Annotated in this window: 18 protein-coding genes; 14 read left to right on the forward strand and 4 right to left on the reverse strand. The window is 65.0% G+C overall.

The window, feature by feature from the left end:
* Positions 1-8: 8 nt before the first annotated feature.
* Positions 9-497 (forward strand): VOC family protein, encoded by a 489-nt coding sequence (locus tag K410_RS0110460; RefSeq protein WP_028134792.1) that lies wholly within the window; start codon positions 9-11, stop codon positions 495-497.
* Positions 498-709: 212 nt separating this feature from the next.
* Here the strand turns inward: K410_RS0110460 and K410_RS0110465 are convergent, their stop codons facing one another.
* Both K410_RS0110465 and K410_RS0110470 read right to left on the reverse strand, forming a co-directional pair.
* Positions 710-1,867 (reverse strand): hypothetical protein, encoded by a 1,158-nt coding sequence (locus tag K410_RS0110465; RefSeq protein ID WP_049820241.1) that lies wholly within the window; start codon positions 1,865-1,867, stop codon positions 710-712.
* 2 nt (positions 1,868-1,869) lie between these two features.
* Complete coding sequence (locus K410_RS0110470; protein ID WP_028134794.1) at positions 1,870-2,571, reverse strand: FecR family protein; 702 nt, start codon at positions 2,569-2,571, stop codon at positions 1,870-1,872.
* 51 nt (positions 2,572-2,622) lie between these two features.
* On the opposite strand from K410_RS0110470, the gene K410_RS0110475 reads away from it, so the two are divergent.
* Complete coding sequence (locus K410_RS0110475) at positions 2,623-4,053, forward strand: glycosyltransferase family 39 protein (protein WP_028134795.1); 1,431 nt, start codon at positions 2,623-2,625, stop codon at positions 4,051-4,053.
* 102 nt (positions 4,054-4,155) lie between these two features.
* Entirely contained in the window at positions 4,156-6,099 is a 1,944-nt protein-coding gene (locus K410_RS40335; protein ID WP_049820012.1) for a hybrid sensor histidine kinase/response regulator, read from the forward strand.
* A 56-nt stretch (positions 6,100-6,155) separates the two neighbouring features.
* On the opposite strand, the gene K410_RS0110485 is transcribed toward K410_RS40335, so the two are convergent.
* Positions 6,156-6,797, reverse strand: coding sequence for an OmpA family protein (locus K410_RS0110485; RefSeq protein ID WP_028134797.1), 642 nt, complete (start codon positions 6,795-6,797; stop codon positions 6,156-6,158).
* Positions 6,798-7,299: 502 nt separating this feature from the next.
* On the opposite strand from K410_RS0110485, the gene K410_RS0110490 reads away from it, so the two are divergent.
* Complete coding sequence (locus K410_RS0110490) at positions 7,300-7,545, forward strand: hypothetical protein (protein WP_028134798.1); 246 nt, start codon at positions 7,300-7,302, stop codon at positions 7,543-7,545.
* A gap of 102 nt (positions 7,546-7,647) precedes the next feature.
* Complete coding sequence (locus tag K410_RS0110495) at positions 7,648-8,814, forward strand: winged helix-turn-helix domain-containing protein (protein ID WP_028134799.1); 1,167 nt, start codon at positions 7,648-7,650, stop codon at positions 8,812-8,814.
* A gap of 154 nt (positions 8,815-8,968) precedes the next feature.
* Here the strand turns inward: K410_RS0110495 and K410_RS0110500 are convergent, their stop codons facing one another.
* The gene (locus tag K410_RS0110500; RefSeq protein ID WP_028134800.1) at positions 8,969-9,397 is read right to left on the reverse strand and encodes a ribosomal maturation YjgA family protein; all 429 of its coding nucleotides are present in this window, start codon (positions 9,395-9,397) and stop codon (positions 8,969-8,971) included.
* Positions 9,398-9,476: 79 nt separating this feature from the next.
* On the opposite strand from K410_RS0110500, the gene K410_RS0110505 reads away from it, so the two are divergent.
* The 9 genes from K410_RS0110505 to K410_RS0110545 all read left to right on the forward strand — a co-directional run bounded on the left by K410_RS0110505 (position 9,477) and on the right by K410_RS0110545 (position 23,329).
* Positions 9,477-10,817, forward strand: coding sequence for an MFS transporter (locus tag K410_RS0110505; RefSeq protein ID WP_028134801.1), 1,341 nt, complete (start codon positions 9,477-9,479; stop codon positions 10,815-10,817).
* Positions 10,818-11,168: 351 nt separating this feature from the next.
* Complete coding sequence (locus K410_RS0110510) at positions 11,169-12,275, forward strand: efflux RND transporter periplasmic adaptor subunit (RefSeq protein ID WP_028134802.1); 1,107 nt, start codon at positions 11,169-11,171, stop codon at positions 12,273-12,275.
* Between the two features lie 225 nt (positions 12,276-12,500).
* Entirely contained in the window at positions 12,501-15,638 is a 3,138-nt protein-coding gene (locus tag K410_RS0110515) for an efflux RND transporter permease subunit (protein ID WP_028134803.1), read from the forward strand.
* Positions 15,639-15,672: 34 nt separating this feature from the next.
* Positions 15,673-16,272, forward strand: coding sequence for a TetR/AcrR family transcriptional regulator (locus K410_RS0110520; RefSeq protein WP_028134804.1), 600 nt, complete (start codon positions 15,673-15,675; stop codon positions 16,270-16,272).
* A 132-nt stretch (positions 16,273-16,404) separates the two neighbouring features.
* Positions 16,405-17,028, forward strand: coding sequence for a flavin reductase family protein (locus tag K410_RS0110525; protein WP_028134805.1), 624 nt, complete (start codon positions 16,405-16,407; stop codon positions 17,026-17,028).
* Between the two features lie 233 nt (positions 17,029-17,261).
* The gene (locus K410_RS0110530) at positions 17,262-19,529 is read left to right on the forward strand and encodes an acyl-CoA dehydrogenase (RefSeq protein WP_028134806.1); all 2,268 of its coding nucleotides are present in this window, start codon (positions 17,262-17,264) and stop codon (positions 19,527-19,529) included.
* Positions 19,529-20,812, forward strand: coding sequence for an acetyl-CoA C-acetyltransferase (locus K410_RS0110535; protein ID WP_028134807.1), 1,284 nt, complete (start codon positions 19,529-19,531; stop codon positions 20,810-20,812). Before K410_RS0110530 ends, K410_RS0110535 begins: the two co-directional genes overlap by 1 nt.
* Before the next feature lie 2 nt (positions 20,813-20,814).
* Positions 20,815-22,911 carry a 3-hydroxyacyl-CoA dehydrogenase NAD-binding domain-containing protein gene (locus K410_RS0110540; protein WP_028134808.1) on the forward strand — a complete coding sequence of 699 codons (2,097 nt, stop codon included), beginning with the start codon at positions 20,815-20,817 and terminating at the stop codon, positions 22,909-22,911.
* Positions 22,912-22,918: 7 nt separating this feature from the next.
* Positions 22,919-23,329 (forward strand): acyl-CoA thioesterase, encoded by a 411-nt coding sequence (locus K410_RS0110545; RefSeq protein WP_028134809.1) that lies wholly within the window; start codon positions 22,919-22,921, stop codon positions 23,327-23,329.
* Positions 23,330-23,417: the final 88 nt, after the last annotated feature.

The following is a 23,417-nucleotide window of genomic DNA, read 5'->3' on the forward strand; positions in this document are numbered from 1 at the left end:
CATTCACGATGTCCAAGGTCGTACCCTGCATGTGGTTCAACGGCGATGCCGAGGAAGCCGCGAAGTTCTACACCTCGCTCGTGCCGAACTCGGCCATCACGCACGTTCAGCGCAACGTCTCGGATGGTCCCTCCGGCAAGGAAGGCTCCGTGCTCGTCGTCGAGTTCACATTGGCCGGGCAGCCCCTGGTCGCGCTCAATGGCGGCATGACGATGGAGTACACCCACGCCATCTCGCTGATGATCCATTGCGACGACCAGGCCCAGGTCGACAGCGTCTGGAATGCCTTTCTCGCTCATGGCGGCAAGGAGGAGCAGTGCGGCTGGCTGAGGGACCGCTGGGGCGTGGCCTGGCAGGTGGTGCCGAAGGTGATGTTCGAATTCCTGTCGAGCCCCGACAAGGCCGCCGCCGCGCGCGCGGTGCAGGCGATGATGAAGATGGTGAAGCTGGATATCGACGCGTTGCGCCGCGCGTTCGAGGGCAAGTCGGCGGCGTGAGACCAAGGCCCGAGCCACACATGCGCTGTCATCGTCCGGCTTGCCGCCTTCGCTGAAGCTTCGGCGTGCCGAGCGTCAGTGTAGGCCTCGGCGTAGCCTTGGCGGAGCCGGGACCGGGCGATCCAGTACGCCGAGACGGTTGTGATTGAATCGATAGGCCGCAGCGTACTGGATTCCCCGCCTGCGCGGGGGAATGACAGCCGTGCTTCGCGCTAATAATTAATCCTAAGCCCAACGCCGCCGTGGATCGTGTTGCCGACCGGCTGCGGGCCGAGCGTGCCGTTGGCGAAGATATCCACGATCCAGCCCTTCTGCACGCGGAAGCCGAGGCGGCCGCCATATTCGAACCAGCCCTGGTTGCCAATGGTCGGCACCACCGTGCCCTGACCGGTCACGGTCGCCACGATGCCGCTGTGACTCGCAAACGACTGCACCCAGCCGCCGTTGATGTTGGCCTCGAGATTGCTGCCGAACAGATGCGTCCACTGGCCGCCGATCTTGACCAGGCTGGTGCGGTCGGTGCCATCAGCGATGGTGGCGTCGAACGGATTGAAGGCCACCGCATTGTCGCTGTAGCCGGACACGCGCTGCCAGAGCTGCCAGACCTCGATCGAGGCTGCGACTTCGTCGCGCGGCGACACGCGGCTGATCCAGCCGGCGCGGCCGTAGACCGCGTAGTTCGAGGCGTTGGTCGAGCTCGTCACGCTCACCGGGCCGAGGCTGGTGTCGTAGCTGCGGGTGTAGCGCGCCTTCTCCCACGGCGTCAGGATCGTTCCGACGTCGAAGAACGGACGCGAGGAGCCCCAGTCGGTGAAGTCGTAGCGAAGCGCGAAGGCGCCGATCGGTGCGCTGGTGATCTTGTAGCCGCCCTCGTTGTAATGCGTGTAGGCGATGCCGGCGAGCAGCGACAGGTTGTTGGTGAGCTCCTTGCGGCCGTGGATGCCGGCCGAGAACGAGCCGGCCGAGCCGAATGCGCTGATGCAATCGCCGCAATTGACCTGCTCGTTGACGCCGAGCAGCACCGTGCCGAGCACCCGGTTGGTGATCATCTGGTTGAAGCGCTGATTGGCGAGACCGCCGATCGAATTGCCGCTGGAATCGGCGCCGGTCGGTCCCGACGGCGGAGGATACGGGCTCGGCGATGGCGACGGAGCCGGGCTCGGTGAAGGCGATGGGGAGGGGGTCGGCGTTGGTGACGGATAAGGCGAGGGAGAATAGGTCGGGGACGGAGTGGGATTGGGCTCGCACTCGGACCCGCACTCCGAGGCCTGTGCAGCCGCCGGTTGGGCATCGAACGTGACGAGCGCAAACGCTGCTGCTGCGGTCAGCGCAGCGGCAAGGATGAGGCGCCGGACGGTGAATTTCGCCATGGTCAGCGCCCGCACAGCATGCCGTCGTCGTGGACGGCGGGCGTGATGGTCGGCGAGGCGCCGGCATATTGGTTCACCGCGCATAGCCCGGCACTTGCAGCGCAGTTGGCGGCGAAGGTCCAGGGCGGCGTGCTGGACTTGGTGATGCCGACCTTGCCGCCGGTCGATGTGATGATCGCGGTGTCGCCGGGCTGGGTGAGCTGCACGCACTGGCCGCTTCTCGTGCAGACGCTGGCTGCGCCGTCCTGAAGCACGACGACGGAGCGTCCGCGCTGCGAGAGGATGTCGAGCGTGGTGCCGCGCACGCCGATGGTCGCAAGCGGCGTCGTGATCTTGTAGGCGGACTTATCGGAATGTCCGGTGACGAAACGGAATGCGCCGGTGGTCATGCGGATCGCGACGTCGCGATAGCTGCGCTCGTCGTTGAAGACGGTGCGGTCGAGCTTCAGCGTGGCGCTGGGGCCGAGCGACAGATTGGTGCTGTCGGCCATCACGAAGCGCGCCGCGCTGTCGGCGCCGGTGCGCACGGTCTCGTCGCGCAGCATGCTGTCGCCGACATTGATCGGCGTGGTGGTCGCAGCGACGCGCACCACCTCGTTCTGGATCACGACGGCTTCGCCGACGCGCGTCTGCGCCAGCGCGCAAGGACCTGCGCACAAGGTGGCCGACAACAAGGTGGAGAAAAGCCAGAAACGCAAATTCATTTCACAACCGATCGATATGTCCCTGATCGTACCGGATCGCGCTTGCTTGTGTTGTGGCGGAATTATCACAAGCGGCGCGGGACGTGCGTCATGCTTAGTGACAGTTGCGGCAGAATGCGTTCAATGAAAAGCGCAGCTTCCATTTTTGTCCGCGGTGACGCAAATTTGCCACGCAAAACAGCCCCACAGCAGCCGCTTCAATCATCCGCAGTTCCAAAGATGTCGCGGAGCGCAGTCATTGCTGTCGCGATTTTCCTGGTCGCGCATCTCGCGCTGTTGATCGGACTGACGACGCCGGAAAAGTTCGTCTTCGACGAGGTGCATTACGTGCCGGCGGCGCGGCAGATGCTGGCACCGGCGATGTCGCAGCCGATGCTCAATCCGATGCATCCGCCGCTGGCCAAGGAGTTGATCGCGGCCTCGATCGCGGTTTTCGGCGACAACGCGCTTGGCTGGCGCTATCCCGCGACGTTGTTCGGCGCATTGGCGATCGTCGCGATCTATCTGTGCGGCCTCGCGCTGTTCTCGGCGCAAGGCCCCGCGATCGCCGCGGCGCTGATCGCGGGGCTGAACCAGATGCTGTACGTGCAGGCGCGTATCGCCATGCTCGACATCTTTGCGCTCGGCTTCAGTCTGCTCGCGACGGCCGCCTTCATGCATGGATTTCGACGAGAGCGGCCGCAGGCGCTGTTCGCGCTCGCGGGCAGCCTGTTCGGCCTTGCTGCGGCCTGCAAATGGAGCGGCCTGTTTCCGCTCGGCGTCTGCATCGTCGTCGTCGCCGTGATCCGCCTGATGCAGGGCTGGCGCACGCTGTTCGCCGACGCCAAGCCGGACGATTGGTATCGGCCGGACCTTTGGCCCGGCCTCCGGCTGCATCATGTCGCGCTGTGCTTCGCGGCCTTGCCCGGTGTGGCCTACCTTGCCGCTTTCGTTCCGCTCTACGGGATGTCGGTGCCGGAGCTGATCGAGGCGCAGCGGCGGATCTTCGCCGACAACACCACGACGGCGATTGCCGGCCACACCTACATGAGCTCGTGGCCGTCGTGGCCGCTGCTGGCGCGACCGGTCTGGTTCCTGTTCGACAAGACCGCGGAAGACAATGTCTCAGCGGTCGTGTTCCTGGGCAATCCGCTGGTTCTGTGGCCGGCTTTGCTCGCGCTCGTCGTCGTGCTGCGCGATTTCGTCGTCGAACGCCGCTGGGATGCATTCCTCATCGCGGCGTTCTATGTCGGTCCCTGGCTTGCCTGGGCGTTGCTGCCGCGCACGCTGGGCTTCATCTACTACTATCTGCCGGCCGCCACGGCGGCCTCGCTCGCCCTGGTCTATGTGCTGCGCCGGGACAGCCTGCCGCGCTGGCTGCTGTGGGCCTATGTCGGCATTGCGGCGATCGGCTTTGCAGTCATGCTGCCGATCTCGGCGGCCTTTATCGGCACCTCGATGCGGAGCTTCAACCGGCTGATGCTGTTCCAGAGCTGGATCTAGTGCCCGCTTGCGTGCATAGGCCGGGCAGAATTGACTTGCGGGAATCAACCGGAGCGTGTGGACTGGCTGTCATTGCCGGAATCGGAGGGGCGGCAGGTGAGCATGGAGGACGGTATTGCCGGTCCGGATCAATCCAACGCGGATTGGCTGCGCGCCGTCGTCGATACCGCTGTCGATGGGGTGATTCTGATCGACGCCGCCGGCGGCGTCCTGATGTTCAATCCGGCCTGCGAGAAGTTGTTCGGCTATTCCGCCAGCGAGGTCATTGGACGCAACGTCAAGGTGCTGATGCCGCCCTCGTACCGCGACGCCCATGACGGCTATCTTCACAACTACCATGTCAGCGGCGAACGCAAGATCATCGGTATCGGCCGCGAGGTGGTGGGGCAGCGCAAGGACGGCTCGACCTTCCTGATGCATCTGTCCGTCGGCGAGACCAGGCAGGCGTCGGGCAAATCGATCTTCGTCGGCATCATCCACGACCTCACGGAGCGTGAACGGGTCGAGAGCGAGTTGCGGGAGAGCGCGGCACGGCTGCGCGCGGTGGTCGACACCGCCGTCGACGGCGTGATCCTGATCGATTCCAATGGCACCATTCTGAAATTCAATCCGGCCTGCGAAAGACTGTTCAAGTACAGGGCCGACGAGGTTCTCGGAGAGAACGTCAAGATCCTGATGCCGGAGCCCTACCGGTCCGGGCACGACGGTTACATCCGCAATTTCGTGACCACCGGCGAGAAGAAGATCATCGGCGTCGGCCGCGAGGTGGTGGGCCGGCGCAAGGACGGAACGACCTTCCCGATGGATCTTTCGGTCGGCGAGGCCAAGCAGGTCGGCTCGTCGATCTTCGTCGGCATGATCCACGATCTGAGCGACCGCAAGCGCACCGAGGCCCAGCTGATCCAGGCGCAGAAGATGGAGGCGGTCGGCCAGCTCTCCGGCGGCATCGCCCACGACTTCAACAATCTCCTCACCGTGATCGTCGGCAACGCGGAATTCCTGTCCGAGCAATTGCTGTCGCGCGGCGACCTGAAGCGGCTCGCCGACGATATCTGCAGCGCCGGCGAACGCGGCGCCGAGCTGACGCAGCGGCTGCTCTCCTTCAGCCGCAAGCAGTTGCTGCGGCCGGTCGAGACGGAATGCAACAAGCTCGTCGAGTCCATGCACAAGCTGCTGCTGCGGACGCTGCGCGAGGACATCGCCATCGCTACCCAGACCGATCCCGCGCTCCGGCACGCATTTGCCGATCCGGCGCAGCTCGAATCGGCGATTCTCAACCTTGCGCTGAACGCCCAGGATGCGATGGCGTCAGGTGGACGCCTGACCATTTCGACGGCGAACGCATCGCTCGATGCGGGCGCTCACAACGCTCATCCGGAGGTCGGACCGGGCGAGTATGTCGTGATCGCGGTGACCGACACCGGGGCCGGCATGCCCAAGCGGGTGCTTGAACGTGCGTTCGAGCCCTTCTTCACCACCAAGGACGTGGGCAAGGGCAGTGGGTTGGGGCTCAGCATGGTCTACGGCTTCGTCAAGCAATCCAACGGCCATGTCACGATCTACAGCGAGCCCGGCCTGGGGACGACGGTGCGGATCTATCTGCCGGCCGTGCTGGCGAAGACGCAGGACGTACCGCTGGCGGTCGACAAGGAGGTGACGCATAGCGGATCCGAGACCGTGCTGGTCGTCGAAGACGATCCGTTCGTCCGCTCCTACGCGGTCATGAGCCTGGAGAGCCTGGGTTACAAGGTGGTCTCCGCCGTCGATGGCAGGGACGCTTTGCAGACGCTGGCGGCGGCGGCGCATATCGACCTGCTGTTCACAGACGTCGTCATGCCCGGCGGAGTCAACGGCTGGGAGCTTGCGGACCTCGCACGCAAGGACAGGCCCGAGCTGCGCGTGCTGCTGACGTCGGGCTACGCGCTCGAAACGCTGGAGGCGCACGGCCATATCAGGCAAGGCGCTCTGATCCTGGAAAAGCCCTACCGCAAGGCCGAGCTCGCGCGTCTGGTGAGGGAGGCGCTCGTCGCGCCGCTGCCGGTGTGAGCCGTCCGCCGCCCGCCGGGGTGCGGCAGGCGGCGTGTTTCGCGCGATGATGGCGATTACTTCGACGCCGTCTTGGTGTCCATGTTGACGACCTGGACGCGACGGTTGGCCGGGTCGGCGCCGTTGGCGGCGTCCTTCAGCTTGGTCTCGCCGTAGCCGACCGTGACGAGATCGTTGCCGTTGAGCCCGTAGTTCTGCACCAGGTACTTCTTGATGGTGTCGGCTCGCCGCTCGGAGAGCCCTTGATTGTACTGTTCGCCGCCGGTCGCGTCGGTGTGGCCGGCGACCACGAAGGTCGAGCCCTTCAGCGCCGGATCGGACAGCGCCTTGCCGAGCGCCTGCACCGAGGGCATCGAGGTCTTGGCGATATCGGCCGAGTTGTAGTCGAACTGGATTTCCAGGTCGATCTTCGGCTTGGTCGCCGCGAGCTCGGCGATCTGCTCGCGCTCGCCCGTCGAGAGCGACCGGGTCGAGCGGTTGCGCACCGTGTTCAGGAAGGTCGCTTCCTTGGCTTGCGCGGTCGTGTCGGTCTGCGGACCGACGGACAGGCCGCGGGTTGCCGGCTTGGGCTTCAGTGCATTCAGGATCTTGTCGGTGGAGACATTGCTGTCGCCGGCCAGAGCCAGGCCCGTCGTCATCGACAGGGCTGCGGAAAGAGTAATCGCCTTCAGTCCAAAGAATTTATCAAAACGGGTCATTGTCGTATCCTCGCTGTTACGCCTGATAGCGATTTGATGCTGCGAGCATAGGGCAGGTTCAAAGGCCCTGATGTGATCTTGGTCACGGTGGCCGACAGCGCTTCCAGGCTTGGTCTCGCGTATTTTCCGGCTTTCGGGCGATGAACCGGCACGTTTCGCGGCCTCTCCGGGAGCGGAGCCGATCGTCCCAATAGCAGTGGTCGCATCCTGCGCGGGACCGGTTCACACCGCGGCAGGCCCGGTGTGATTGAAATCACGTTGAGAGCGCGGGCTCCTTGCCGGGAGACGGACTGCCGCAGTGGCCCGCCGGACCGGGCAATGTGCCTGAGCCGGAGGTCGCTACCGGCAGCCGCGGGGGGAGCGCCCAAAAGTCGCACGCTGACAGCGGGCTTGCGCTGCGGCGCAGCAACGAAAATGTCTTCTCCCTGCAAACTTGTCGCTAAAGAATGGCTGTCGTGTTGACCGGCATGGCGCCGGTTTCGCTCTACGGAGGAGACACTAGATGAAGATCTTGCTTTCGGTCGTTCTGCTCGCCGCGTTTTCGGCATCGCCGGCTTTCGCAGCCAAGATGCAGCCCTGCACGGGCGAAGCGATGGGCAAGTCGATCACCGCGATGGGAACCGTCGATTCGCCGGCCAAGCAGGCGATGGCGAAGGAAATGGCTTCGGCCAACTCCGAGATGAGCAAAGCCAATATGCGCGGCGCCTGCAAGCACTACATGAAGATGCAGAAGATGAGCGCGAAATAGTCGAGCGTTCGTCGACCGGCCGCGCTGCCAGGAGATGGCAGCGCGGTTTTCTTTGCCTCGATTGTTTGCCTCCGCGCGAATCTCGCTACATTGCATTCTGCAATGTCACGCACGCCCAAACCCCATCCCCTCACCACGAGACAGGCCCGGCAGATCTGGCTGCATGCCCAGCGGCTGGATGAGCGCACCCCGTTCGGCGAGGGAGCACAGGCCGTCGCGGATGCGGTCGCTCATCTCGGCTATGTGCAGATCGACACCATCAACGTCATCGAGCGCTGCCATCATCACATTCTGTTCAGCCGGATCCCGTCCTATCGCCGCGCCGATCTGCGCCATGCCCAGAGCGCCGACAGAAGCGTGTTCGAATATTGGACCCACGCGCTCTCCTACGTGCCGACCGGCGACTTCCGCTTCTTCCTGCCGGCGATGCGCGAGCATCGGCGCGAGGGGCACAAATGGTTCGCCTCGGTGCAGCCCGCCGACATGCGCAAGGTGATGCGGCTGCTGCGGGCCGGGCCGCTGACCATCCGCGACATCGAGGATGACGTGCTCGTCGAGAAGGAGCATCTGTGGCAGAGCCGCAAGCCCTCCAAGCGGGCGTTGCAGCTGGCCTTCTATACCGGCGCTGTCACCATCAGCGAGCGGCAGGGCATGCTCAAGACCTACGAGCTGATGACGCGCCATTTCGGCTGGGACAGGCTGCCAAGGCCTGCCTCGGCAAGGGAGATCACGACCTATCTGCTCGACCGGGCGTTGCGGTCGCAAGGTGTGGTGAGCCTCGATTCGATCTGCCATCTCGATGCGCCGCGGAAGAAAGCGGTGGCCGGCCTGATCGCCTCCCGTGTCCGCCGCGGCGAGCTCGTGCCGGTCGCGATCGACGGCGCCGGCAAGCAGGAGCATTGGGCTGCGCCGGCCGCGCTCGAGCCGAGCGGTGAGGCGGTCTCGCCCGACCTGGTCCACATCCTGTCGCCGTTCGATCCCCTGATCATCCAGCGCAAGCGCACCAATCTCATCTTCGGCTACAATCATCTGTTCGAGGCCTATGTGCCGAAGGCCAAGCGCAAGCTCGGCTATTTCGCGCTGCCCGTGCTGGTCGGCGACGAGATCGTCGCCGCGCTGGATCTCAAGACCGACCGGCAGGCCAAGAAGCTCCTGATGCAGAAATGGACCTGGGTCGGACAAGGCAAAAAGACCGCGGGCCGCTCGGCGCTGAAGCAGCGGATCGAGGAGGAGCTCGATCGCTTCGAGCGTTTTCAGCTCTCGGAGTGAATTGCAGGACACCGTTCTCGTGGGTGGGTTAGCCGATTCAAGCAGCCAGTCGCTCAACACTGAAATCTGCAAGGCGTAACCCACCGCGGTCCATCCACTCGGACGAGAAGTGGTGGGTTGCGCTTCGCCTTCGCTGTTCAAGCTTCGGCGAACGCTAACCCTCCCTACGCAGCATCATCAGCCTATCGATCGAGACCCCAAACGCAATCCCCACCGCATACGCCGCCAGATTCCAGAGCGAGAAGATGCGGCCGAGCAACAAGGCGCCGGCGGTCGTCAGGCGGAATGCGTCGAGCCACGGCGCATGCACCAGGCGGGAGAATTCCACGGCAATCGCGATGATCGCCGCGAGCGCTGCAATCTGCGTCCGCGTGAGTCGCGGCAGCAAAACGCCAGCCAGCAGAAACACCATCGTGGCCCACAAGAGCGAGCCGCCATACTTCACCACGAAAGCGGGGAGGCCGAGCGGAAAGCCGTACCAGCGCAACGACAGCCCGCAGGCGATGACGATCAGCGCGAGAGCGGCGCGGATCATCGCCTTCTGCATCGGCGCAATGGCTTGATCCGGCTGCGTCCCGTGCATTGCTCGCTCCATTGACTCTTCGCCCGCGATGCTCAAAACCGCCCATCGACCCACAAAAGCAACAACCAAGGGGGAAGCCATGAGCCAGACCACCACCTATGCCGGTTCCGCCGGCGGCGCCAGGAACGTCAAGAGCGAAATCGAAACGTCGACGATCCGCGCCATCTCCTGGCGCCTGATTCCCTTCCTGGTGCTGGCCTACTTCTTCTCCTATCTCGACCGCGTCAATCTCGGCTTCGCCGCTTTGACCATGAATGCGGACCTAAAGTTCACCCCGCTGATCTTCTCCTGGGGCGCCGGCATCTTCTTCATCGGCTATTTCATCTTCGAGGTTCCGAGCAACCTCGCGCTGGAGAAATTCGGCGCGAGCCGCTGGATCGCCCGCATCATGGTGACCTGGGGGATCATCTCGGCGCTGATGGCGATGGTCAGCGGAGTGACGAGCTTCTACGTCCTGCGCTTCCTACTCGGCGTCGCCGAGGCCGGCTTCTTCCCCGGCATCATCCTCTACCTCACCTACTGGTATCCGGCAGAATATCGCGCCCGCTTCCTGGCGGCTTTCGCCATCGCGGTGCCGGTCTCGACCGTGATCGGTGCGCCGATCTCGGGCCTCCTGCTCGGGCTCGACGGCCTGATGGGGCTGAAGGGCTGGCAGTGGCTGTTCATCATCGAGGGCATCCCTTCCGTGCTGCTCGGCATCGTCACCTGGTTCTATCTCACCGACAGGCCGGAGAAGGCGGATTGGCTCTCGGCCGAGCAGAAGGCCTGGCTCAAGGCGAAGCTCGATGCGGAGATCGCGGCCAAGCAGGCGGTGAAGCATGTCTCGCTCGGCGAGGCGCTGTCCTCGCCCAAGGTGATCGCGCTCAGCCTGATCTATTTCGGCTTCGTCGGGGCGCTGTATGGCATGCAGTTCTGGCTGCCGCAGATCGTCAAGGCGTTTGGGCTGACCAACGCCCAGACCGGTTTTGTCACCGCGATCCCGTACCTGTTCGGCACCATCGCCATGATCCTGTGGGCGCGGCACTCCGATGCGACGCGCGAGCGCGTCATGCATGTCGGCGCGCCGCTGCTGCTGACGGCGGTCGCGCTCGGCGTGTCCTCCTATCTCACCGATCCCACCACGACGATGGCCGTGCTGACGATCGCGGCCATCGGCGTGTTCTGCTGCTTCGGCGTGTTCTGGACCCTGCCGACCGCCTGGCTCTCGGGCACCGCAGCCGCCGGCGCCATCGCCTTGATCAACTCGATCGGCAACCTCGCCGGCTTCGGCGGGCCGTATCTGATCGGCTGGGTCAAGGAAGCGACGGGCCAGACTTCGAATGGCCTGCTCGTGCTCGCCGTGCTGCCGCTGCTCGCTGGCATCCTGGTGTTTGTCGGCGGCCATGACAGCAAGCACGAGTTCGCTGGGCAGGGGCGGTAGCGGGGCTAATTGCGTAGGGGAGGCAAAGGCGCGCTCGTCGCGCCGTGCAACCATCTTTCCCTAGGCTCGGTGTGTCCCGGACAAGCTGCAACGCACAAGCGTTGCAGCGCAGAGCCGGGACCCAGAGGCCACGAACCCGGCGCATTATGGGCCCCGGCTCAGCAGCGCGCCGTCGAAGAGACGCTGCGCTGCGTCCGGGGCATGAGCGCGCGCGGCTTCGCCTCCTCTGTTGCCATCCAACCTCTTCTTACCACCCCTTAACGATCACGGATTCCTGATGACTGACGATTATTGACTTTTATCAGTGATTAGTCGACATTCCTCCGAGTCGAGATGCAGGAGTGTTCTTCGATGTTCGTCCGGTTGGTTTTATCGAGCTATTCCAGGCTGTTGGCAGGCGCGGCGCTGGCCCTGATGGCCGCGACGCTGGCCGGGTGCAATGACACCGTCGCCGAGAAGGCCGAGCCCCCGCGGCCGGTTCTGGTCGCAACCGCGCATTATGATGCCGAGACCCCGGAGCGCAGCTTCGTCGGCACCGTCAGGCCGCGGATCGAGAGCGATCTCGGCTTCCGCGTTGCCGGCAAGGTTGCCAAGCGCCTCGTGGAAGTCGGTCAGACCGTCGAGATCGGCCAGCCGCTCGCCACCCTCGACGAGGTCGATTTGAAGCTGCAGGCCGAGCAGGCGCTGGCCGAGCAGACCGCCGCGACCGGCGTGCTGGCCCAGGCCGCCGCCGCCGAGCAGCGTGCCAAGGATCTGAAGGCCAAGGGCTGGACCACGGATGCGCAGATGGATTCGAGCCGCGCCGCCGCGGACGAAGCCCGCGCCCGCCTGAACCGCGCCGAGCGCGCGCTCGAATTGAGCAAGAACTCCCTTTCCTACGCGACGCTCGTTGCCGACGCCCGTGGCGTGGTCACCGCAACGCTGATCGAGCCCGGCCAGGTGGTTGCCGCGGGCCAGGCTTCGATCCGTGTCGCCCGCTTTGCCGAGAAGGAAGCGGTCGTCGCGATCCCTGAGACGCTGGTTGGACGTGCCAAGTCGGGCGTCGCCAGCGTCACTCTTTGGTCCGAGCCGGGCAAGAAGTACGCGGCCAAGCTGCGCGAGATCGCGCCGACGGCCGATCCGGCCACGCGCACCTATCTCGCGAAATTCTCGCTGCCCGAGGCCGACGACAAGGTCTCGCTCGGCATGACGGCGACGCTGACGCTGTCGGACGCCGCGACCGAGCGCGTCGCGCGGCTGCCGCTGTCGGCGCTGTTCAACGAAGGCGGCAAGCCGTCCTTTTACGTCGTCGACGACAACGGCGCGCTCACCCTGAAGCCGGTGACGGTGAAGTCCTACGAGAGCAACGACGTCGTCATCACCGGCGGCGTGGAAGAGGGCGCCAAGATCGTCGCCCTCGGCGTGCAGAAGCTCGATCCGGGCCAGCGGGTGCGGGTCGTGTCGTCATTGAGTTTCTAATTCCCGTCATTCCGGGTTCGCCCTAGCGGGCGTCCCGGAATGACAAGGAAATTGAGTTACGTCGCCTGAGGTGAGTTTCGGCCTTTGTCCCTAAGCAAAGGCTGAAGCGGCGAAGCGATCCAGAACCTGCCCAGCCCCCTGGATTGCTTCGCTGCCTCGCGACGACGGTTTGAACGGGATGGCTGTCGTGTCTGTGGCAATTGGATCGTCCTTTCGGAGAGAGCGATGAAGCGCTTCAACCTTTCGGCCTGGGCCGTCAGCCATCCGACGCTGGTTCTCTTCATGATGATCATTCTCGGCGTCGCCGGCTTCTTCTCCTATGAGAAGCTCGGCCGCGCCGAGGATCCGTTCTTCACGGTGAAGGTGGTCAACGTCTCCGTGATCTGGCCGGGCGCGACCGCGCAGGAGATGCAGACGCAGGTCGCCGATCCCATCGAGAAGAAAATCCAGGAGCTGCCCTATTTCGAGAAGGTGCAGACCTATTCCAAGCCCGCCTTCACCGCGCTCCAGGTCACCTTCCGCGACAACACGCCGCCGAAGGAGGTGCCCTATCTCTTTTATCTCCTGCGCAAGAAGCTGGTCGACGTGCAGGGCCAGCTGCCGTCGGGCATTCTGGGACCCGTCGTCAACGACGAGTTCTCCGACGTCGATTCCATCCTCTACATGATGACCGGCGACGGCGCGGATTACGCCCAGCTCAAGAAGGTTTCGGAAGGCTTCCGTCAGCGCCTGCTCAAGGTGCCCGGCGTGACCAAGGTCGACGTCTACGGCAACCAGGACGAGCGCATCTTCGTCGAGTTCAGCCACGCCAAGCTCGCCACCCTCGGCATCACGCCGCAGGCGCTGTTCGATTCGCTCGCCAAGCAGAACAACGTCACCCCTGCCGGCACGGTCGAGACCTCCTCGCAGCGCGTGCCGCTGCGCGTCACCGGCGCGCTCGACGGTGCCAAGGCCGTGGCCGAAACGCCGGTCGAGAGCAACGGCCGCGTCTTCCGCTTGGGGGACATCGCCACCGTCACCCATGGCTATGTCGATCCGCCGAGCTTCGTCGTCCGCCAGGAAGGCAAGGCGGCGATCGGCATCGGCGTCGTCACCGCCAAGGGTGCCAACATCCTCGAGCTCGGCAAGGAGGTCGAGAAGGCGACCGCGGACTTCATGAAGGCGGTGCCGCAGGGCATCGACGTCAAGCTGATCGCCGACCAGCCCAAGGTGGTCGAGCATGCCGTCGGCGAGTTCGTGCATTCCTTCATGGAAGCGCTCGTCATCGTGCTGTTCGTCTCGTTCCTGGCGCTGGGCTGGCGCACCGGCATCGTTGTCGCGCTGTCGGTGCCCCTGGTGCTCGGCATCGTCTTCATCGTCATGAACACGATGTCGCTCGACCTGCACCGCATCACGCTGGGCGCCCTGATCATCGCGCTCGGACTGCTCGTCGACGACGCCATCATCGCGGTTGAGATGATGGTGGTGAAGATGGAGCAGGGCTGGGACCGCATGCGTGCGGCATCCTTTGCCTGGGAATCGACTGCGTTTCCGATGCTCACGGGAACGCTGGTCACGGCCGCTGGCTTCCTCCCCATCGGCTTTGCCAATTCCGCGGTCGGCGAATATGCCGGCAGCATCTTCTGGATCGTGGCGATCGCGCTGGTCGCCTCCTGGTTCGTGGCAGTGATCTTCACGCCCTATATCGGCGTCAAGCTGCTGCCGGAGATGAAGGCGCACCACAACCACGATCCGCATGCGGTCTACGAGACCCGCATGTACCGCGGCCTGCGCGCCATCGTGAAATGGTGCGTCAACCACCGCATCACCGTAGTGGCAGCGACCGTCGGCGTCTTCATCGCCTCCATCGTCGGCTTCGGCCAGGTCCAGCAGCAGTTCTTCCCGCTGTCGGAGCGGCCTGAGCTGTTCTTCCAGCTGCGCCTGCCCGAGGGTACCGCCTTCAACGTCACCGAAAAAGCGGTGAAGAAGGCCGAGACGCTGCTCAAGGACGACAAGGACATCGAGACCTATACCTCCTATGTCGGCCAGGGCTCGCCGCGCTTCTGGCTCGGCCTCAATCCGCAGCTGCCGAACGAGGCTTTTGCCGAGATCGTCATCGTCGCCAAGGGCGTCGAGGCGCGCGAGCGCATCAAGGCCAAGATCGAGAACGCGGCTGCCGAGGGCTTCCTGTCCGAGGCGCGCGTGCGCGTCGATCGCTTCAATTTCGGTCCCCCGGTCGGCTTCCCGGTCCAGTTCCGCGTGATCGGCCCCGACGCCAACAAGGTGCGCGAGATCGCCTACCAGGTCCGCGACGTCATGCGCCAGAACAAGAGCGTCAAGGACGTCCAGCTCGACTGGAACGAGCAGTCGCCTTACCTCAAGCTCGTCGTCGATCAGGACCGCGCCCGTGCCATGGGCCTGACGCCGCAGGACGTCTCGCAGGCGCTGGCGATGCTGATTTCCGGCTCGCAGGTCACGACCGTGCGCGACGGCATCGAGAAGGTCGGCGTGGTCGCCCGTGCGATCCCGTCCGAGCGGCTCGACCTCGGCGGCGTCGGCGATCTCACCATCACCTCGCGCAATGGCGTCGCCGTGCCGCTGCAGCAGATCGCCAAGATCGAGTACGCCCACGAGGAGCCGATCATGTGGCGGCGCAACCGCGACATGGCGATCACCGTGCGCTCCGACGTCGTCGACGGCGTGCAGGCCCCTGATGTCACGAGCCAGATCACGCCGAAGCTGAAGCCGATCATGGACCACCTCGAGCCGGCCTACCGGATCGAGCCGGGCGGCGCCTTCGAGGAATCCGCCAAGGGCAATGCCTCGATCTTCATCCTCTTCCCGGTCATGGTCATGGTGATGCTGACGCTGCTGATGATCCAGCTGCAGAGCTTCTCGCGCCTGACCCTGGTGTTCCTGACCGCGCCGCTCGGCATCGTCGGCGCCTCGCTCGGCCTCAACGTCGCCAATGCCCCGTTCGGCTTCGTGGCGCTACTCGGCCTGATCGCGCTCGCCGGCATGATCATGCGCAACACGGTCATCCTGGTCGACCAGATCGAGACCGACGTCTCCCACGGCCTGCCCCGGCGCGAGGCGATCGTGGAGGCCACCGTCCGCCGCGCCCGGCCCGTGGTGTTGACGGCGCTTGCCGCCATCCTCGCCATGATCCCGCTGTCGCGCTCGGCGTTCTGGGGTCCGATGGCGATCACCATCATGGGCGGCCTGTTCGTCGCGACCTTCCTCACGCTCCTGTATCTGCCGGGCCTCTACGCGCTGTGGTTCAGGAAGAGCCTGGACGAGGCAGGTATCCCCGAACAGCCTACCGCGCCGCAGCATGGGAGCGATGAGCATTCAGCTATTCCGCTTGCTGAAGCGGCTGAATAAGTGACATGAAGTACTGATCGGTGAGTCCTGACTGATGGCCCTTGTTTCGGAACATATCGAAGGCGACACCCGGGATCGTATCCTCGAGGTGGCCGAACGGCTGTTCCGCCAGATCGGCTACCAGAAGACCACGGTCGGCGACATCGCCAAGGAGCTCAGGATGAGCCCCGCCAACGTCTATCGCTTCTTCGAATCGAAGAAGGCGATTCACCAGGCGGTCGCCCGTTCGCTGATGGGCGAGGTCGAGCTCGAGGCGCAGCGGATCGTGGCAAGGCCCGGCCCGGTGCCGGAGCGCTTCCGCGAGCTCCTCACCACCATCCATCGCATGAACACCGAGCGCTATGTCGGCGATAACAAGCTGCACGAGATGGTCGAGATCGCGATGCAGGAGGACTGGGAGGTCTGCGTCAACCATATGGAGTGCATCGCCGGCGTCGTCGGCCAGATGATCGCGCAAGGCGTGGCCTCTGGCGAGTTCGAGACGAAGGATCTCCAGCTGGCCTCGCTGTGCGCCTGCACCGCGATGATGCGGTTCTTCCATCCCCAGATGATCGCCCAGTGCGCCACCAAGCCGGGCCCGAACATCGACCAGATGATCGATTTCGTCATCGCCGGTCTGTCGCCGCGCCACTGACGTGTGGGCCGGTTTCCCTCTATAAGCTCACCTGCCGTCATTCCGGGGCGCGCGTAGCGCGAACCCGGAATCTCGAGATTCCGGGTTCGATGCTCTGCATCGCCCCGGAATGACGGAGAGTGGAGAGCCAGCGTGACCGACAAAGACATTTACTTCTACGAGCCCTCCAAGGGCCACGGCCTCAAGCACGATCCCTTCAACGCCATCATCGCGCCGCGGCCGATCGGCTGGATCTCCTCCCGCGACAGCAAGGGCCACGTCAACCTGGCGCCCTACAGCTTCTTCAACGCTTTCTGCTACGTGCCGCCGATCATCGGCTTCTCCTCCACCAATTGGAAGGACACGGTGGAGAACATCCAGCAGACCGGTGAGTTCGTCTGGAATCTCGCCACGATGGACCTTGCCAAGCACATGAATGCGACCGCCGCGCATGTCGCGCCCGAGGTCGACGAGTTCAAGCTCGCTGGGCTTACCGCCGTGCCCGGCAAGCTCGTCAACGTGCCGCGCGTCGGCGAAAGTCCGGTCGCCTTCGAATGCAAGGTGTCGGACATCATCCGCCTCAAGGGCGCCGACGGCAAGGAGGCCGACGCCTGGCTGACGTTGGGGGAGGTCGTCGCCGTGCACATCGACAAGGCCATGATCAAGGACGGCGTCTATCAGACCGCCGCCGCCCGCCCGATCGTCCGCGCCGGCCGCCGCGGCGACTATTTCGAGATCAAGCCGGAAAACATGTTCGAGATGGTGCGGCCGGACTAGGCCGGCCACCTCCGCTCCCTCCACGCCGTCATTCCGGGCTCGCGCCAAGAGGCGCGCCCCGGAATGACGTGGGGAGACATCTGGCCCCATCCCCCTCCCGGAACTGCCGTCGCACCCTGGCCGTTATGGTCCGGGGCCGCCCGGCCGCGTCAATTTTGCAGGCGAACTATTCGCCTCCGCCAGCCAGTTTCCGCTAAAATGTCCTGTCACCGCGCCGATGCATGAGGTCAGCCATGAGCTTCCGCCGCGACACCCTGACCAAGCCGATCTTCTCCTGGGCGCGCGGCGTGCTGCCGTCGATGTCCGATACCGAGCGCGAGGCGCTGGAGGCGGGCGACGTCTGGTGGGACGCCGATCTCTTCACCGGCAACCCTGACTGGTCGAAACTGCTGAAAATTGCGCCAGCCAAATTGACCGAGGAGGAGCGGGCTTTTCTCAACGGGCCCGTCAACGAGCTCTGCGCCATGCTCGACGAGTGGAAGATTTTCTGGGAATGGCGGGACCTGCCGCAGGACGTCTGGCACTTCGTCAAGCGCGAAAAATTCTTCGGCATGATCATCCCGAAGGAGTTCGGCGGCCTCGGCTTCTCGCCTTATGCCCATTCGGAGGTGGTGCGAAAGATCTCGACCCGCTCGATCGCAGCTGCGGTCACGGTGATGGTGCCGAACTCGCTCGGCCCCGGTGAACTCCTGATGCGCTTCGGCACAAGAGAGCAGCAGGAGCGCTGGCTGCCGCGCCTCGCCGACGGCCGCGACATTCCCTGCTTCGGCCTCACCAGCCCGGAAGCCGGTTCCGATGCCGCCTCGATGGTCGACAGCGGCATCATCTGCAAGGGCGAGTTCGAGGGCCGCGAGGTACTCGGGCTCAGGCTGAACTGGCACAAGCGCTACATCACGCTCGGCCCGGTCGCGACACTGCTCGGCCTCGCCTTCAAGGCCTATGATCCCGATCATCTCGTCGGTCATCAGGAAGAGCTCGGCATCACCGTCGCGCTGATCCCGACCGATCTGCCCGGCGTCGAGATCGGCCAGCGCCATCTGCCGTCGATGCAGGTATTCCAGAACGGCCCGAACCGGGGCCGCGACGTCTTCATTCCGCTCGACTATGTCATCGGCGGCCAGGCGCGGCTCGGGCAGGGCTGGAAGATGCTGATGACCGCGCTTGCCGCCGGCCGCGGCATCTCGCTGCCGTCGCTCTCTGCCGCGGGTGCCGCCTATGCAGCGCGCACCACCGGCGCCTATGCCCGCATCCGCGAGCAGTTCGGCATCTCCATCTCCAAATTCGAAGGCGTCGAGGAGCCGCTCGCCCGCATCGTCGCGACCGCCTACCAGCTCGACGCGGCGCGCCGGCTGACCTGCGCGGCGCTGAATGCCGGCGTCCATCCCGCCGTCATCTCCGGCATCATGAAGCTGCATGCGACCGAGCGGATGCGCACCGCGATCGACGATGCCATGGACATCCACGGCGGCAAGGCCGTCATCGACGGTCCGCAAAACTATCTCGGCAATCTGCATCGCGCCGTTCCGGTCGGGATCACGGTCGAGGGCGCCAACATCCTGACGCGCAATCTCATCGTGTTCGGGCAGGGCGCGATCCGCGCGCATCCCTATCTGCTCGACGAGATGAATGCACTCGCCGACACCGATCGCGAGCGTGGCCTCACCGCGTTCGACAAGGCCTTCTGGAAGCATGTCGGCCACAGTTTTCGGACGCTGTTTCGTGCCTTCGGCCGGAGCTGGACCTTCGGCGCCTTCGCGCTTGCCCCGGATGCGGGCGACGCCACGCCATTCTATCGCCAGCTCTCGCGCTATTCGGCGGCGTTTGCGCTCTGCGCCGACATGGCGCTGCTGACGCTGGGCGGCGCGCTCAAGCGCAAGGAGATGCTGTCGGCGCGCTTCGGGGACATCCTGTCCGAGCTGTATCTGCTCTCGGCGGCGCTGAAGCGCTGGAACGACGAGGGCCGGCAGAAGCAAGACTTTGCCGCGCTGGAATGGTGCATGGCGACCGGCTTCAGGACCATCGAGAACCGGCTGGCCGAAATCCTCGCCAACCTGCCCAACCGCTTCGTCGCCGGCTTCCTCAAGCTCGTGGTCCAGCCGTTCGGCGCCCGCGTGCTCGGCCCGTCCGACCGCGTCGTGCACCAATGCGCGAGCCTGGTGCTGGAGCCGTCGGCCGCGCGCGAGCGCCTGACGCCGGATCTGGCTTACGTCGATGACGACGGCGGCTTTGCCCGGCTGGAGCATGCTTTCAAGTTGGTCACGGGCGCTGAGGCTATCGCCAGGCGCATGCGCGCCGCGCATATCCGCGACTGGAAGGATGCCGTCACCAGGGGCGTGATCACGCAGGCCGAGGGCGAGCAACTGGCCGCTGCTCATGAAGCCGTCACAAAAGTGATCGAGGTCGATGATTTTGCGCCGGAGGCGCTGTCGCCGATTTACAAGAAAACCGTCAATGTGCATCAGTTCTTCCAGGAACTCGGTGAGCAGAGGGCGGCGGGCTGATGGCACGACCGGTATTCATCGTCGACGGCAGCAGGACGCCGTTCCTGAAGGCGCGCTCGGGACCCGGGCCGTTCACGCCGGTCGATCTCGCCGTGCAATGCGGCCGTCCATTGCTGGCACGCCAGCCGTTTGCGCCCGATAGTTTCGACCAGGTCATTCTCGGCTGCGTCAACGTCATCGCGGACGAGATGAATCCAGCCCGGGTTGCCGCGCTCCGGCTCGGCATGGGCGAGGACATGGTCGCCTTTACCGTGCAGATCAATTGCGGTTCCGGCATGCAGTCGATCGACACCGCCTATCGCTACATTCGCGAGGGCCATGCCGACATGATCCTGGCGGGCGGCACCGAGGCGCTGAGTCACGCGCCGCTGGTCTGGCCCAATTCGGGCGTGCGCTGGTTCGCCGGCCTTGCTACCGCCAAGGGGGTCGCCGCGAAGCTCGCCGCGGCCTTCAAGCTCCGCCCCCGCGATCTCAAGCCGATCATCGGCCTGGAGCGCGGGCTGACCGATCCGATCACCGATCTGAACATGGGCCAGACCGCCGAGGTCGTCGGCCATCTCTTCGGCATTACGCGCGCACAATCCGACGCCTACGCAGCCGAGAGCCATCGCCGGCTCGCGCAGGCGCAAGGCGCGGGCTATCTGAAAGGCGAGGTCGAGACCGCGTTCGCGCGCGACGGCAAGTTCTTCGACCATGACGACGGCGTGCGGCCGGACTCCACGGCGGAGACGCTCGCGAAACTCCGGCCGGTGTTCGAGCGGCCCTGGGGCCAGGTCACCGCCGGCAATTCCTCGCAGATCACCGACGGCGCCTCCTGGGTGATCCTGGCTTCCGATGCGGCGGTGGCGAAGCACAAGCTGACGCCGAAGGCTGCGATCGTCGACAGCCATTGGGCGGCGCTCGATCCTGGCATCATGGGGCTCGGTCCGGTGATGTCAGTGACGCCGCTGCTGCAACGCAATGGCCTCAGCATCAAGGATGTCGAGACCTGGGAGCTCAATGAAGCCTTTGCCACCCAGGTGCTCGGCTGTCTCGCGGCCTGGAACGACGACAAATTCTGCCGCGAGATCCTCGGTCTCGACGGCGCGGCCGGTGAGATCGACCGCGACAAGCTCAACGTCGATGGCGGGGCGATCTCGCTCGGCCATCCCGTCGGCACCTCCGGCAACCGCATCGTGCTGCATCTCGTCAACGCGATGAAGCGGCTCGGCACGCGCCGCGGAATTGCCACCGAATGCATCGGCGGCGGTCTTGGCGGGGCCATGCTGATCGAGGCGGTGTGACCATGGATTCCAAGATCATGACCGCGCTCGGCGATCGCGTCCTGGAGCTCGGGCCCAAGCCCGCGCCCGACAGTCCGTACAAGCATTTCAAGCTGACGCGCGATGCCGACGGCATCGCCTGGCTGCTGTTCGACCGCGCTGACGCAAGTGCCAACACGCTGTCCTCCGACGTCATGGAGGAGTTCGATGCGGTGCTCGCGGCGATCGAGACCGAGCGTCCGGCTGGCCTGGTGATCCGCTCGGCAAAACCGTCGGGCTTCATCGCGGGTGCCGACGTCAACGAATTCCGCGGTGTCTCCGATCCCGGCATGGTCGAGACGCGTATCCGCGCCGCGCACGCCGTGGTCGATCATCTGGAGGCGTTGAAGTTGCCGACCGTCGCGGTGATCCACGGCTTCTGCCTTGGCGGCGGGCTCGAGGTTGCGCTGGCCTGCCAATCGCGCATCGCGATCGACGGCGCGCGCTTCGGCTTCCCGGAGGTGATGCTCGGTCTGCACCCCGGCCTCGGCGGCACCGCGCGGTTCACCGCGCTGGTCAATCCGACCCAGTCGATGGCCTTGATGCTCACCGGCCGCACCATCGATGCGCGCCGGGCCAAGGCGCTCGGCCTCGTCGATGCCGTCACGCAGGAGCGCCATGTCGGGGGCGCGGTGAAGGATGCGCTGTTCGGCCGCCTGAAGCGGGCCAAGCCCGGCCTGCTCGTGCGCGCCGCCAATCTCGGGCTGGTCCGCGGCTTGCTCGCCAAGCGCATGCGCTCGGAGGCGGCCAAGGCCGCGTCCCGCGAGCACTATCCCGCGCCTTACGCGCTGATCGACCTCTGGGAGACCCATGGCGGCAGCAAGGCCGCGATGCTGAAGGCGGAGCAGGCATCCTTCGCCAAGCTGATGGTGACGCCGACCGCGCAGAACCTGATCCGCGTGTTCTTCCTGCGCGAGCAGATGAAGAAGGCGGCGGGCGGCGGCAACACCATCAAGCATGTCCACGTCATCGGCGCCGGCGCCATGGGCGGCGATATCGCGGCTTGGATAGCCGGGCAGGGGTTGCGGGTCTCGCTCGCCGACATGAAGGCCGAGCCGATCGCGGGTGCGGTGAAGCGCGCTGCCGAACTCTACGGCAAGATTATCCGCAAGCCGATCGAGGTACGCGACGCACTGGATCGCCTCATCCCCGACATGAACGGGGACGGCGTGCGCAACGCCGATCTCATCATCGAGGCGGTCCCGGAAAAGCTCGAGCTGAAGCAGAAGGTCTATGCCGGGCTGGAGCCGCGGATGAAATCGGGCGCAATTTTTGCCACCAACACGTCGAGCATTCCTCTCCAGGACCTGCGCACCACGCTGGCGCGGCCGGAGCGGCTGGTCGGCCTGCATTTCTTCAATCCGGTGTCGCGTCTGCAACTGGTCGAAGTCGTCAGTCACGACGGCAACGACGCGCAGATATTGAAGGACGCGCTCGCTTTCGTCGGTGCGATCGACCGCCTGCCGCTACCTGTGAAGAGCTCGCCCGGCTTCCTCGTCAACCGCGCGCTGACGCCTTACATGCTGGAAGCGATGGTGATGCTGGACGAGAAGATCGACCAGCGCCTGATCGACGCCGCGGCCGAGCAGTTCGGCATGCCGATGGGACCGATCGAGCTCGCCGATCAGGTCGGGCTCGACATCTGCCTCGACGTCGGCGACATGCTGCGCACCAAGTTCGGCGATCTCTTGCCGCCGACGCCGGCCTGGCTGCGCGACAAGGTCGCCAAGGGCGAGCTCGGCCGCAAGACCGGCAAGGGCTTTTACACCTGGAAGGACGGCAAGGCGGAGAAGGCACCGCTCCCCGAGACCGGTCCGCGCGTGACCGACCAGATGATCGACCGCCTGGTGCTGCCGATTTCCAACGTCTGCGTTGCGGCCCTGCGCGAAGGCATCGTCGACGATGCCGACGCTGTCGATGGCGCCATGATCTTCGGCACGGGTTATGCACCGTTCCGCGGCGGTCCGCTGAATTATGCGCGCACGCGTGGTGTGGAGAATGTCGTATCCACCTTGCGCGGGCTCGCCGAGAGGTTCGGCGAACGGTTCGCGCCCGATCCGGGCTGGGACAGTTTCAAGTGAGAGAGACATGAACGAGCAGGCGAATACCGGGCCGCGCGGCGATCTCTGCATCCGCACGCTGGCGATGCCGGCCGACACCAACGCCAACGGCGACATCTTCGGCGGCTGGCTGCTGAGCCAGATGGACGTCGGCGGCGGCGTGTTTGCCTCGAAGGTCGCGAAGTCGCGGACCGTGACGGTCGCGATCGAGGCGATGAATTTTCGCAAGGCGGTTTATGTCGGCGATCTCGTCTCGGTCTATGCCAATCTTGTCCGCGTCGGACGGACCTCCCTCACCGCGCATCTGGAAGCCTGGGCGCTGCGGCGCGGCGAGGAGCATCCGTTCCTCGTCACCGACGGCAATTTCACCTACGTCTCGATCGACGAGCACGGCCGTCCGCAAGCGGTTCGCGCGACCGACGCGACGATCGCGACGTAATCGCGCGCGACGCGCTGCCTCATCTCGCGAACGTGTGCCCGCGGTCAAACGCGTCGCCTGTAAGTCATTGTCGTCGCGGCTTCGCCAA

Source organism: Bradyrhizobium sp. 22, assembly GCF_000482425.1.
GTDB lineage: Bacteria > Pseudomonadota > Alphaproteobacteria > Rhizobiales > Xanthobacteraceae > Bradyrhizobium > Bradyrhizobium japonicum_B.

Excerpts from the sequence above, each read along its gene's own strand:
- K410_RS0110460 (WP_028134792.1), top strand. The coding sequence starts at position 9 with ATGTCCAAGGTCGTACCCTGCATGTGGTTCAACGGCGATGCCGAGGAA.
- K410_RS0110465 (WP_049820241.1), bottom strand. The coding sequence starts at position 1,867 with ATGGCGAAATTCACCGTCCGGCGCCTCATCCTTGCCGCTGCGCTGACC.
- K410_RS0110470 (WP_028134794.1), bottom strand. The coding sequence starts at position 2,571 with ATGAATTTGCGTTTCTGGCTTTTCTCCACCTTGTTGTCGGCCACCTTG.
- K410_RS40335 (WP_049820012.1), top strand. The coding sequence starts at position 4,156 with ATGGAGGACGGTATTGCCGGTCCGGATCAATCCAACGCGGATTGGCTG.
- K410_RS0110485 (WP_028134797.1), bottom strand. The coding sequence starts at position 6,797 with ATGACCCGTTTTGATAAATTCTTTGGACTGAAGGCGATTACTCTTTCC.
- K410_RS0110490 (WP_028134798.1), top strand. The coding sequence starts at position 7,300 with ATGAAGATCTTGCTTTCGGTCGTTCTGCTCGCCGCGTTTTCGGCATCG.
- K410_RS0110495 (WP_028134799.1), top strand. The coding sequence starts at position 7,648 with ATGTCACGCACGCCCAAACCCCATCCCCTCACCACGAGACAGGCCCGG.
- K410_RS0110500 (WP_028134800.1), bottom strand. The coding sequence starts at position 9,397 with ATGCACGGGACGCAGCCGGATCAAGCCATTGCGCCGATGCAGAAGGCG.
- K410_RS0110505 (WP_028134801.1), top strand. The coding sequence starts at position 9,477 with ATGAGCCAGACCACCACCTATGCCGGTTCCGCCGGCGGCGCCAGGAAC.
- K410_RS0110510 (WP_028134802.1), top strand. The coding sequence starts at position 11,169 with ATGTTCGTCCGGTTGGTTTTATCGAGCTATTCCAGGCTGTTGGCAGGC.
- K410_RS0110515 (WP_028134803.1), top strand. The coding sequence starts at position 12,501 with ATGAAGCGCTTCAACCTTTCGGCCTGGGCCGTCAGCCATCCGACGCTG.
- K410_RS0110520 (WP_028134804.1), top strand. The coding sequence starts at position 15,673 with ATGGCCCTTGTTTCGGAACATATCGAAGGCGACACCCGGGATCGTATC.
- K410_RS0110530 (WP_028134806.1), top strand. The coding sequence starts at position 17,262 with ATGAGCTTCCGCCGCGACACCCTGACCAAGCCGATCTTCTCCTGGGCG.
- K410_RS0110535 (WP_028134807.1), top strand. The coding sequence starts at position 19,529 with ATGGCACGACCGGTATTCATCGTCGACGGCAGCAGGACGCCGTTCCTG.
- K410_RS0110540 (WP_028134808.1), top strand. The coding sequence starts at position 20,815 with ATGGATTCCAAGATCATGACCGCGCTCGGCGATCGCGTCCTGGAGCTC.
- K410_RS0110545 (WP_028134809.1), top strand. The coding sequence starts at position 22,919 with ATGAACGAGCAGGCGAATACCGGGCCGCGCGGCGATCTCTGCATCCGC.